The organism is Limnohabitans sp. 15K, assembly GCF_002778285.1.
In the GTDB taxonomy this organism is placed as follows: Bacteria; Pseudomonadota; Gammaproteobacteria; order Burkholderiales; family Burkholderiaceae_C; genus Limnohabitans_A.
Genome location: NZ_NESM01000001.1, coordinates 801531 through 813971 on the forward strand (window position 1 = coordinate 801531; position 12441 = coordinate 813971).

General features: G+C 54.0%; 9 protein-coding genes. 3 read left to right on the forward strand and 6 right to left on the reverse strand.

Annotated features, from left to right (window positions below; translation table 11 throughout):
• Positions 1 to 8 precede the first annotated feature (8 nt).
• The 5 genes from bchL to bchF are packed head-to-tail and all read right to left on the reverse strand — an operon-like array spanning position 9 to position 8066.
• A complete protein-coding gene (bchL, locus tag B9Z40_RS03770) occupies positions 9 to 917 on the reverse strand; it encodes a ferredoxin:protochlorophyllide reductase (ATP-dependent) iron-sulfur ATP-binding protein (protein WP_100171953.1) in 909 nt (302 codons plus the stop codon).
• Positions 914 to 4711, reverse strand: coding sequence for a magnesium chelatase subunit H (locus tag B9Z40_RS03775; RefSeq protein ID WP_100171954.1), 3798 nt, complete (start codon positions 4709 to 4711; stop codon positions 914 to 916). Before B9Z40_RS03775 ends, bchL begins: the two co-directional genes overlap by 4 nt.
• Positions 4680 to 6263, reverse strand: a complete 1584-nt coding sequence (bchB, locus tag B9Z40_RS03780) for a ferredoxin:protochlorophyllide reductase (ATP-dependent) subunit B (protein WP_100171955.1) — start codon at positions 6261 to 6263, stop codon at positions 4680 to 4682. Before bchB ends, B9Z40_RS03775 begins: the two co-directional genes overlap by 32 nt.
• Positions 6264 to 6276: 13 nt before the next feature.
• A complete protein-coding gene (locus B9Z40_RS03785; RefSeq protein ID WP_100171956.1) occupies positions 6277 to 7566 on the reverse strand; it encodes a ferredoxin:protochlorophyllide reductase (ATP-dependent) subunit N in 1290 nt (429 codons plus the stop codon).
• Positions 7563 to 8066: a 2-vinyl bacteriochlorophyllide hydratase gene (gene bchF / locus B9Z40_RS03790; protein ID WP_100171957.1), complete on the reverse strand. Its 504-nt coding sequence runs from the start codon at positions 8064 to 8066 to the stop codon at positions 7563 to 7565. The genes B9Z40_RS03785 and bchF overlap by 4 nt, the downstream gene beginning before the upstream one ends.
• A 148-nt stretch (positions 8067 to 8214) precedes the next feature.
• Between bchF and B9Z40_RS03795 the strand changes: the two genes are divergently transcribed.
• From B9Z40_RS03795 to B9Z40_RS03805, 3 genes are all read left to right on the forward strand, one after another.
• The gene (locus B9Z40_RS03795) at positions 8215 to 9066 is read left to right on the forward strand and encodes a B12-binding domain-containing protein (protein ID WP_100171958.1); all 852 of its coding nucleotides are present in this window, start codon (positions 8215 to 8217) and stop codon (positions 9064 to 9066) included.
• Between the two features lie 84 nt (positions 9067 to 9150).
• A complete protein-coding gene (gene ppsR / locus B9Z40_RS03800) occupies positions 9151 to 10548 on the forward strand; it encodes a transcriptional regulator PpsR (RefSeq protein WP_100171959.1) in 1398 nt (465 codons plus the stop codon).
• 79 nt (positions 10549 to 10627) lie between these two features.
• Positions 10628 to 11572, forward strand: a complete 945-nt coding sequence (locus tag B9Z40_RS03805) for a B12-binding domain-containing protein (RefSeq protein WP_143473921.1) — start codon at positions 10628 to 10630, stop codon at positions 11570 to 11572.
• Between the two features lie 15 nt (positions 11573 to 11587).
• Here B9Z40_RS03805 and B9Z40_RS03810 read toward each other — a convergent pair whose 3' ends face one another.
• Positions 11588 to 12439, reverse strand: a complete 852-nt coding sequence (locus B9Z40_RS03810; protein ID WP_233204773.1) for a carotenoid 1,2-hydratase — start codon at positions 12437 to 12439, stop codon at positions 11588 to 11590.
• Positions 12440 to 12441: the final 2 nt, after the last annotated feature.

Sequence of the window (12441 nt, forward strand, 5' to 3'; positions counted from 1 at the left end):
CAAACTCCTCAATCAAAACCCAAGAGATCAAAAATATCGCGGTCTTTCATGGGCACAGCGGAATAAGCCTCTCCACCCAACCACATGTTTGCCGCCAGGCGCATGTATTCTTTTTGAACAGCCTCGAGTTCGGGCGAGTGCTCCATCTCAAAAAGTGTGGATTTTTTCAGGCGGCTGCGGCGAATCACATCCAGGTCGGGAAAATGCGCTGCCAGTTTCAAACCGATGCGGTCGTTGTACTTGTCAATTTGATCGGTGGCAGCGCTGCGGTTGGCAATCACACCCCCTAAGCGCACGTTGTAATTTTTGGCCTTGGCACCAATGGCTTGCACAATGCGGTTCATCGCAAAGATCGAATCGAAATCATTGGCGGTCACGATCATCGCCCGATCTGCGTGCTGTAAGGGTGCGGCAAAACCACCACACACCACATCGCCCAAAACGTCAAAAATCACCACATCGGTGTCTTCCAGAAGGTGATGCTCTTTCAGCAATTTCACCGTCTGACCCACCACATAACCGCCGCACCCTGTGCCTGCGGGTGGCCCCCCGGCTTCGACACACATGACACCGTTGTAGCCTTCAAAGACAAAGTCTTCGACGCGCAATTCTTCGGCGTGAAAGTCCACGGTCTCCAAGACATCAATGACTGTAGGCAGCATCTTCTTGGTCAACGTGAATGTGCTGTCGTGCTTGGGGTCGCAGCCAATTTGCAAAACACGTTTGCCCATTTTGGAAAATGCGGCAGATAAGTTAGACGATGTGGTGCTCTTGCCAATGCCGCCCTTGCCATAAATGGCAAAAACTTTGGCATTGCCAATCTTCACATCCGGGTCCAGCTGAACTTGCAAGCTGCCCTCTCCATCCAATTTCGGATTGCGTTTCACTGTGGGAAACGGCAAGGTTTCAACGTTCATGCGGGAGCTCCTTCATAGACACCTTCAAGGCGATCTTCCAATTCTTCACTTGCTTGACGCAGGGCTTGCAAGGTCTCTGCATCAGGCTGCCAATAGTTGCGTTCAGACGCTTCGATCAAACGGTTGGCCACGCGGGCAGAGGCCGTCGGATTCAATTTGGCCAGGCGATCACGCATGGCGGGGTCCAGCATAAAAGTCTCAGACAGTTGCTTGTAAACCCAGGGTTGCACTTGGCCTGTGGTGGCAGACCACCCCATGGTGTTGGTCACATGGGCTTCTATTTGTCTGACACCTTCGTAACCATGCTCCAACATGCCTTCGAACCACTTCGGGTTGAGCATGCGGGTTCGGGTTTCGATGGACACTTGCTCATTCAAAGAGCGCACAGCCGCATTGCCCTTGGTTTGATCACCGATGTAAACAGGTGGTGTTTTGCCTCCCCTGGCCGCCTTCACCGCTTGGGTGATGCCACCCAGGGTGTCAAAGTAGTTGTCCACCGTGGTCACACCCAACTCGACAGAATCGAGGTTTTGGTAGGTCAGTTGCACATCGGCCAAAGCGGTTTGCAAGAGCGCCGTATGTTGAACTGCACGACCCGTGCGACCGTAAGCAAAACCTTTGCGGCGCTTGTAGGTTTCTGCCAGTTCGCCTTCATCGTCCCATCGGCTGCTTTCCACCAGGTTGTTGACGTTGGAGCCATAAGCACCTTCGGCATTGCCGTAGACCCGCAAAGAAGCGGTTTCCAAAGTGCAGCCATGCTCTTGCTGATAGGCCAACGCATGCTTGCGGATCCAGTTCATTTCCAGGGGCTCGTCTGCCGATGCCGCCAGATAAGCTGCCTCGGCCAAGAGCTTGATCTGCAGTGGCATGAGATCGCGGAAGATGCCCGAAAGGGTCATGATCACATCAATGCGTGGACGTCCCAATTCCTCCAAGGAGATCAGGCAGGCTCCTGCAATGCGTCCATAACTGTCAAAACGCGGCATGGCACCCATCAAGGCCAAGGCCTGCGCAATGGGCGCGCCTTCGTTCTTCAGGTTGTCGCTCCCCCACAGCACCATGGCAATGGATTCCGGCAAAGGATTGCCATCCGCACAGTGGCGGTCGATCAACAACTGGGCTTGAACTTTGCCATCCCGAACGGCCATGGCACTGGGAATTCTGAAGGGGTCAAAACCGTGGATATTGCGGCCTGTCGGCAACACAGCGGGCGTGCGCAAAATATCGCCACCCGGTGCAGGACGTATGTAGCAAGCGTCCAATGCACGCAGCATGGCCGACACTTCCGTGTCAACAGCCAGATGGATCTGGGGTTCCACCAACGCACGCAAAACATCCAAGCTGGCGTGGTTGCGAGGCAAGCCCGCAGCCGTCAAAGCACGCTCTGGTGATTGACCTTCTACCAAGGCCTCAACAGCGGTACGCTCCAGTTGTACGCCATGGTTGGCATCGGCCATGGCCAACAACATGTCCACCTGTTGAGCGGGGCTTGGGGCACGACCGGCCACATGCAAACCATGCGGAATGAGGGCGTATTCCAATTCCAGCATTTCTTCGCCCAAACGCATCACTGTCCGGTCCAACTCAGCACCCATTCCAGCCACATCCCATGCAGGTTCTGCTGCTACCAAATCCAGTTCAACAGCTTGGGCTTGAATGACGGCTGCCAAGGCAACACGTTCGCTGTTGCCGCTTTCTAATGCGCGCCATTGCTCAAGCGATGACTTAAGCTCGTTCAAACCTTTGTACAAACCCGCTTGTGCAATGGGGGGTGTCAGGTAACTGATCAAGGTCGCCCCAGAACGACGCTTGGCAATCGCCCCTTCTGAGGGGTTGTTGGATGCGTATAAATAGATGTTGGGCAAATCGTCGATCAAACGATCCGGCCAGCACGCGCCGCTCATGCCCGATTGTTTGCCCGGCATGAATTCCAGTGCGCCGTGCGTGCCAAAGTGCAACACCGCATGGGCTTTGAAATCTTCACGCAGGTAGCGGTAAAAGGCAGAAAACGCGTGGGTGGGTGTCAAGCCTTTTTCAAACAACAGGCGCATCGGATCGCCTTCGTAGCCAAAGGATGGCTGCACACTGATCAGCACATTGCCGAACTGTTTACCCAACACGAAGATGGAACTGCCATTGCTCAACTGACTGCCAGGCGCGGGGCCCCACTGCGCTTCAATTTCTTTGAGCCAGCGCTCTCGACGCACATGGTCATTGGCAGAGATCAAGGTGTGTACGTTGGCGTCTGCGCCGTATTGCGATGCGTTGCCATGCAACACGGCATCTCGCAACTCGTCGATGCTATTGGGCACATCGACTTGGTAGCCTTGTGCCTTCATGGCTGTGAGGGTGTGCCACAACGACTCAAAAACAGACAGAAAAGCAGCCGTGCCGATGTTGCCTGCATTGGGCGGAAAGTTGAACAGCACAATGGCCACGTTGCGGTCTTGCCGCTCACTGCGCTTCAAGGCCACCAACTTGCTGACCCGCGCCGCGAGCATGATGGCGCGCTCTGGACATGAATGCATGTCTTGCGCGCTGGTACTTTCACCAAAAGTACAAGCGTGGTGACAACCTGCACAGGTTACACCCGCTGCGCCTGGTCGACCACCAAAAACGATGGGGCTGGTCGAGCCGTCAAGTTCTGGAATGGCCACCATGATGGTGCTCTCCACAGGCAGCAAACCACGGTCGGAGCCACCCCACTGGTCCAGCGTCTGAAATTCAACGGGGTGTGCCGCCACATAGGGCACATCCAGTTTGGCCAGGACCTCTTCAGCCGCTTTGGCATCGTTGTAGGCAGGGCCACCGACCAGCGAAAAACCGCTGAGCGACACCACAGCGTCCACACAGACTTGGCCTTTTTTGATGAAAAATGCATCAATGGCCGGGCGCGAATCCAAGCCTGCTGCAAATGCCGGAATCACGCGCAAACCTTTGGCCTCAAGCGCGGCAATCACGCCGTCGTAGTGACCGGCATTGCCTGACAACAAATAAGAACGCAACAACAAGACACCGACGGTGCCTTTGACGAGAATACCCTGAGGCAAGGGCAATGCATGGGCGTCTTCACTGAATCGGCCGGTCATTCGGGGGTGGTACACACCCACCTCGGGATAGTCAACAGGGGCTTGAACCTTGACCTTGCCCCGCAATGATTTGCGAGGGCCATCGGCACCACGGTCAATCAGGTGACGCACCATGTTCAAGACGTTGTCGTCAGAGCCACCCAACCAATACTGCAAGGTGATGAAGTACGAACGGACATCCTGCGCCGTGCCAGGAATGAAGCGCAGCAATTGGGGCAAGCGGCGCAACATTTTCATTTGTGTCGCACCGCCTGTGGCGGGCTTGTCTTTGCTGCCGCCACGCAATTTTTTCAGCAAAGCCATGGGGCCGCTGGCGGGTTTGCTCATGTCAAACTGACCCAAGCGCGTCAGTTGTGTCACTTCGGTGGCGCTGGCCATGCAAACCATGGCGTCGCAGTTCATGCGGCGTGCCCGCAGATCGTCCAAGATGGGCAAAAAGTGGTCTTCAAGGAACAGCATGCCGCACAACACGATGTCGGCTGAGGCAATGTCGGCCTTGCATTTGGCAATCAGCGCGTCATTGCCTGCGTATTCTGAAGCGGCATGGAGACTCCAGGTCAGACCTGGAAAGTCTCGTTTCAATTGGTCATTAGAACGGTTGAATGAACTCGCAAAATGCGTGTCCATGGTCACCACCACCATTTTGATGGGCGTTGTATCTCGCGAATTGAGCTTAGGACTGTGAGAAGTAAGCTTTAGATTCATACAACGTCTCCGTGGTGATGAGCTTGACACCGCGCTCCAACGCGTATCGCTCCGTATTCCGTCGGGCCTTGCCTCGGACAAAAAATGGAATTTTTTTGAGTTCTTTTTCCGCCCCTGCATCCCAAGCGGATACGGCGATGGTTTCTGAGGTGGCGGCTGTGGTCTGCTCTGCTTGCGTCAAAGGCACCACATTGGCTGTGTCTTGCTGACTTTGCGCATGCACACCACCACCCAAGTGAGAGGGCGCGGCATTTTCATGAAACTCAGCATCGCCTCGGAACATGCCAATCAAATGCTCCTCGAGACCCATCATGAGCGGGTGAACCCAACTGTCGAACAAGACGTTGGCACCTTCAAAACCCATTTGGGGTGAATACCTGGCCGGGAAATCCTGCACATGGACGGGTGCAGAAATGACGGCACATGGCACTCCCAAACGCTTGGCGATGTGACGCTCCATTTGCGTGCCGAGGACCAGTTCAGGGTTCAACTTTGCAATGCAGGCTTCTATTTCCAAATAGTCATCACTGATCAAGGCCTCAACACCATACAGGGCAGCGGCATCTCTGACCTCGCGTGCGAACTCGCGGCTGTAGGTGCCAATGCCCACCACCGTGAAGCCCATTTCTTGTGCCGCAACACGCGCTGCCGCCACGGCATGTGTGGCATCGCCAAACACAAACACCCGCTTGTTTGTCAAGTAGGTGGAATCCACCGATCGGGTGTACCAAGCGGCACGAGACGTGGCACTTTCCAGTGCAGCGACGGGATCAATCCCTGCCAGCTGCGCCACTTCGCGCACAAATTCGCAAGTGGCGGAATGACCGATCGGAATGGTTTTGGTGAAAGGCTGTTTGAAATTGCGCTGTAGCCACTGGGCACTCAAATTCGCAATTTCGGGGTAAAGCACCACATTAAAATCCGCATCCGCTAAGCGGGCAATGTCACCCGGTGTGGCTGTGAGTGGTGCGACGACATTGATGTCAATGCCGATATGGGTCAGCAATTGGCGAATTTCGGTCAAATCATCGCGGTGCCTGAACCCCAAGGCGGTGGGTCCCAAGATGTTGCAGCGGGGTTTGCGTGACTCAGACTTGGCTGCCGTGTCTTTGGGCAATGCCAGATTGCGAACCAATTGGTAAAACGTCTCGGATGCGCCCCAGTTTTCTTTGCGTTGGTAAGAGGGCAACTCCAAGGCCACGACAGGAATGGGCAAGTTGAGTGCTTTGCACAAACCACCCGGATCGTCTTGAATGAGTTCAGCGGTGCAAGAAGACCCCACCAACATGGCTTTGGGCGAAAAACGCTCAAAAGATTCGCGGGCAGCCGTCTTGAACAGCTCTGCGGTATCTCTGCCCAAATCGCGCGCCTGGAAGGTCGTATAGGTCACCGGTGGGCGCTTTTGCAAACGCTCGATCATGGTGAACAACAAATCGGCGTAGGTATCGCCTTGAGGTGCGTGCAAAACATAGTGCACTTCCTCCATGGCCGTGGCCACGCGCATGGCCCCCACATGCGGCGGTCCTTCGTATGTCCAGAGTGTGAGTTGCATCTTGTTGACTCCTTCAGGCAGCGAGGCGCATGCGCCGCGTCAAAGGACGGGTGAACAATTCCGCCAAATCACCGGCCTGGTCGTAACCCTGAATCGGCGTGAAAACCAACTCGATCGCCCACTTGGTGGTCATGCCTTCAGCCTCGAGTGGGTTGGCCAAGCCCAAGCCACACACCACCATGTCGGGGCGCAAGGCGCGACAGCGGTCCAGCTGTTTTTCAACGTCTTGACCTTCAGATAGGAAAGTGCCCTCTGGCAGCATGGCCAACTCCACCGCCATGTGCTGGCGGTGCAAATACGGCGTGCCCACTTCCAGCAATTTCATGCCCAGTTCACGGGATAAAAATCGGGCCAATGGGATCTCAAGTTGCGAATCAGGAAAGAAGAAAATACGCTTGCCATCAAGATGCAATTTGGCGCGAGCCAATGACGCCTCTGCCCTGGCCGTGGGGGCCGACACAGCGGACTGAAACCGTTCGGGCGTCACACCAAAGGCCGTGGCGGCAGACTGCAACCATGCGGTTGTGCCCTCGATACCCAATGGGAATGGTGCCGCCAACAAACTCGCACCACGCGCCTGCAACAAACGCGCGGTTTCAGCCAAAAACGGCTGCGCTAAAAGCAATTTCGTGTTGGGGCCAACGGGCACATGGTCTTGAGCGCGACGCGGAGGGAAAAACCGAACCCGCTCAATGCCCATGTGGTTCAAGATGCGGACAAACTGGTCTTCCACCACATCGGCCAAAGTACCCACAATCACCAACTCTTGTGGCGCATTGGCGGGGGTTTGTGGCATCTCGGGCACCATCGATGCCAAGCAAGCATCTTCACCTTGGGTGAATGTGGTTTCTATGCCACTCCCAGAGTAATTCAACACCCTCACCAAGGGTGAATGTTGCGCCGAGAGCCGGGAAGCTGCACGCGACAAATCCAGCTTGATCACTTCGGATGGGCATGAGCCCACCAAAAACAGCAGCTTGATTTCTGGACGGCGGGCCAAGAGTTGGTTCACAACCTTGTCGAGTTCTTCGTTCGCATCGGCCAATCCTGCCAAGTCACGCTCATCAATGATGGCCGTGCCAAAGCGAGGTTCAGCAAAAATCATGACACCGGCTGCAGACTGAATGAGGTGCGCGCAGGTGCGAGACCCGACCACCAGAAAAAATGCATCTTGAATTTTGCGGTGCAGCCAAATGATGCCTGTGAGACCACAAAACACCTCACGCTGACCGCGCTCGACCAGAGGGATGACATCTGTGCAGCCTTTGCTGATGTCTGAGCGGATGGGAATGACAGGACTCATGCACTCACCTGCGCAGCTGATTCGACCTGGCTGAAATTTGACTTTTGCAAACGTGCCATGCGCAGTTTTCGGATGTATTGGGCTGCGTTAACACCGTAGGTGATGTAGGCAGCCAAGGCCAACCACAATTGGTCGCTGGAAGACCAACTGCCCTCCCACCAAACCCACAAATAGGCGGTGTGCAAGGCCAAAACCACCATGCTCACCACATCCTCCCAAAAGAAAGCATGGGCAAAGAGGTATTTACCAAAAACAACCTTCTCCCAAATACAGCCGGTGATCATGATGGCGTACAGCACCAAGGTTTTGAGGACCACCGAGGCCAAGGCCCAATCGGTGTGTTCGCCTGTTTTCAAGCTGTTCAGTACCAAATACAGGCTGATCAAAAAAACAAGAAATTGGACAGGTGCCAACAAACCTTGCACCAAGGTCCACCGCGTGGCATCTCGCTTGGCGCGCTGCTCTGGCGTGTACAAACTCTGTGACTGAGACCGCTGCATGACTGCCCTTGATTGCAAAAGAACTGAGGCCACTTTAAAGCTTTAAAAAAATAGTGTCAATAGAAATTGACAATAAGTATGTTAGCTAGGGATTACACTTAGACCAGATTCAAGCAACTTGCACGAAACTAGGCTTGTCAATTCAAAGATGGAGTTAGCCATGACTCGTTTAAATTTTGAAAAGTCCAACACCCCAAAAGAACAAGACTGGGCGTTGGACTCTCAAAAAACGAAGCGGAAGTTCGAGTTCAGCACGAGCCCTCGGTTGGTGGGTGGAACTACTTTTGTCAAGCACGCCGCTCTTGATCCCACTCAAGTGAAACTGCTTGCAGATGCAGCCGTCCAGAGCATGGACGAAACCCGCAAAATATTGACGAATTGGCGTCGACAAGGCCAGACCTTGGCAGACATTTACGTCTATGGCATTGCCCAATCGGCCAGACTCATCGGCGAACTCTGGTCGTCCGATGAACTGGACTTCACCAATGGCAACATTGCGTATGCACATCTGCACATGGCCATGCTCGAACTCAGCTCTGAATTTTTAGCCGAGGGCAAGGCAGAGGCCAATGGCTTGAGTCTGCTTTTGATGACCGAGCCAGGCTCTCAGCATGGCATGGGCGTTTTCATGCTGGGTGAATTTTTCCGTCGATCAGGCTGGCGTGTAACGCTCGCAACCCCCCAAGACATCGCTGATTTCAAGCGATGGTTCTTATCGGACTGGTTTGATGCCGTGGCCCTGTCCATTTCCACTGACCGCCAAATCGATCACATCGAGAAGGCCTTGGTTGATCTGAACTCAAACACTGTCAATCCCAACTTGAAGATCTTTGTGGGCGGCCCTATGGCGTCCATCTTGCCTGACAGATTGAACTGGACTGGAACTGTCACGCTTGATTCTGAAGCTGCAGAAACTGTTGACATTGTTTTGGAAACGGTGCGCACAGCGACCTCCCCTGCGAGTGCAGTTCGACCGAACTTATTCCCTCTTGGATGTTAGGCAATACACTGAGTATCAAAATGGTGTCGATATAATTCGGCAATTAACTTAAACAGCCGCTAACTTGGATACTAAATAATTAAAATGAACTTTTCCGATCTTGAAGCCGCTACTTTTCACCAGCTTCTGGGCGTGGTTTCGGACGTGAGTTTGGTGATCAGCGCCCATGGCATCATCGAAGATGTGTCAACCGGGCAAGACACCATGACCACTCTCGGATGTCAAAGCTGGCTCGGCAAACGGTGGATCGACACGGTCACATCCGAGAGCAAGAAAAAAATTGAAGATTTGCTGCGTGTCCAAACCGAATCTCAAAACTTACTTTGGCGTCATGTGAATCACCCCACGCCCTCTGGGGGAGAGGCGGCCATTCAATACATCACGGTGGCGCTCAAAGGGAACAAATTTTTGGCGATAGGCCGCAACCTGGAGCGCTTGGCTGAACTTCAACGACGATTGGTTGAAACACAACAATCGATGGAGCGTGACTTTTTGCGCCTCAGGCACATCGAAGCCCGTTATCGCGTTTTGTTTGAGTCCTCGCCTGAAGCGGTGTTGATGCTGGATGCTCATTCGTACCGCTTGCTTGAAGCCAATGCAGGTGCCCAGTTGATGTTCAAAGACGCGGGCAAAAGGTTGGTGGGGCGTGATTTCCGTGAATGCTTGGAGCCCGGCAGTCAAGGCGAAGTGCAGTCTTTGCTCAGAACTGCGCTGGCCACTGGCCGAATTGAAATGTGCTCGGCCACTTTGTTGGGATCGACTTTCCCCATCACTTTGTCTGCCACCGTGTTCAGGCAAGAGGGCGGTGCGCAATTTTTGGTGCGTTTGACGCAGCGGGAGCTGCCAGCAGCCTCGCCCGCGCCAAACGACACAACCTTGGTTTTGAGTGAACTGATGGAGCATTTTCCTGACGGCTGGTTGTTGACAGACACTTCAGGTACGGTCAAAAGTGTGAATGAAGAAGGCATGGCGCTTTTGGGGTTGACCGCAACCTCTCAAGTGCTGGGGCAGTCCTTGGAGCGCTGGCTCATCCGCGGCGCCGTGGACTGGGGCGTGATCAACAACTCCTTAAAACAGCAAAAGCCATTGAGAAATTTTGCGACTGAAGTGCGCACGCTTTCAGGCATGACTCTGCCTGTCGAAATCTCTGGGGTTTATTTGGCCAAACCGGAGCCACTCTTTGTGATGTTCGTGAGAGATTTGAACCGACGCTTGCCATCTTCCACACCCACCACACAGTCAGTACCCAATCCGTTTGCCGAATTGTCCCAATTCGTGGGTCGTCGCCCCATCAAAGACATCGTTGGCGATACGGTAGACACGATTGAGCGGATGTGCATCGAGTCCGCACTCGAGTTGACCCACAACAACCGCGCTTCGGCCGCTGAAATGCTGGGACTTTCACGCCAAAGTCTTTACGTCAAACTCAGGAAATTCGGTATCTTGTCTGAGAATGATTTGGATGTCGACGCCAATACTTGAAACTGGCTTGCGCCAAAAATGGGTGACAACCCTAGGATTTGCCAAACTTTGGGCAGATGACTAAGGGTAATTGATAGTGGTGGGTCTTCTGAAAGTTATTCAGAATACCTGCACAGTTGCGGATCGGCATGCTATTTTGCTGGACAGGTGTTACCCCGATCATCCTTCTATATGTAGGCACGCTGACTTTCCCCTAGGAAACTGCATGACTAAATCCAATAGCCTGCATAAGTTGAGTGTTGAAGGATCCGCCAATGACGAGTGCAAGGAATACCTTGAGGATGTGATTGGGCAGCAGCTGATACCCAGGCTTTTGAATTCGCAAAACTACAGCGAAATGATGGGCTCACCTGAAGTTTCCGGCGCCAGTGCACAGGATTTGCCTGAATTCAGTGAATTTACCGATGCATGTCGCCTGGGCAATTCTTTGCGTGTGAATGAGATTGTGGACACCTTCATCGCTCAGGGATTCACACAAGAAAGAATTTTCCTGAACTTGATCACCCCAGCGGCCAGGCACTTGGGGGCACTTTGGGACAAAGACTTGTGCAGTTTCACGGATGTGACGTGTGGCTTGGCCATCATGCACCATGTGATCTACCGCCTGGGTTATGAGTTCCGTGATGGTCCACATGTCCAAGGCGAGAAAACCAATGTGATGATGTGCTGCGCCCCCGGCTCCATGCACTTTTTGGGCGCCACCATTGTGGGCGATTTGTTCAGAAGAGAAGGCGCGAGCGTGGTGATTGAGGTGTCACCCACCGAACAAGAACTGGTGCGCGCAGTGGCGAACGAATGGTTCGATGTCATTGGCATCTCCGTCGCCATTGAATCTCAATTGCTTGAATTGAAATCGCTGGTTCAGGCGCTTAAAAGGAACTCGGGCAACCCGAATGTCAAGGTACTTTTAGGTGGGCCAATTTTCATGCTGGTGAATGCGACCAAGGAGATGTTTGGCGCTGACTTGATTGCCCAAAACGCGCCGGAAGCCGTGGCCTTGCTGAAAAGCTTGGCCGCCAAATAAGATCCCCAGCAAACCTCAAGCCCGCCTCGGCATTTTCCAAGGCAACATCCAACGAACTGGCCATGAGACCAGCCTTGGAATGCTCAAGCTTTCATGCACCGCAGTGAGGTCTTCCCCCAATAGCCGTGTTTTGAGCAGTGAGCGTGCGTAAAACGGCGTGTCCTCCAGGGTACTCACAATCTCTGGTGCGACACCCGGCTCACTGCACATGGCCCGCTCAATGCGCCAAGCCGTTGATGGCAATGGGTAGCGCGCAGGCGGCTCAAAGGGTGTGTGACTTCCGTCGGGAGAGAACCTTTGCGAGACCACGCGGTTGGGGCCTTTTTTGGGCCTCACGTCATAGACCACGCTGGTGTCGCCATTGGCCATTTCGGCTCGGGCCCAATCCCAGTCATTGAATCCTTTTTCTACAGGCTCATCACCTTCATTCGAGTCCATGTAAGCGTGACCACGCCAACTCAGTTTTGGATTTTCCATTTCTACTTGAACGCGTGAGCAAGGCGCAATAGGGCCCCATCGGTGCAAGCCATCATTGTCCAACGCGGTGACAAAACTGCAGAGCCCCTCGGGTCGAACCGTCACACGGCCACGTACCCGCTTGGGCCAGGGCACGTTGACTTCATCGATGTCAATGACCAGCTCTTGACCATTCCAATGCAAACTGCTTGGCCCAATTTGGTAGTGGTGAGCGCTGCGCTGGATGTGCTGACGCCCGCGCTCGGTCATGGTCCAACGCTTGCCGCCTTTGCCGTACAAAGCGACATTCAGGGCGCAGAAATTCTCAGGGTCGGCCACACCCCCTTGGAGACGACGAGCCAATGCGTAATAAGGCGAAAAAACGCTGCCCACAAAAGCGATGATGGACAAAC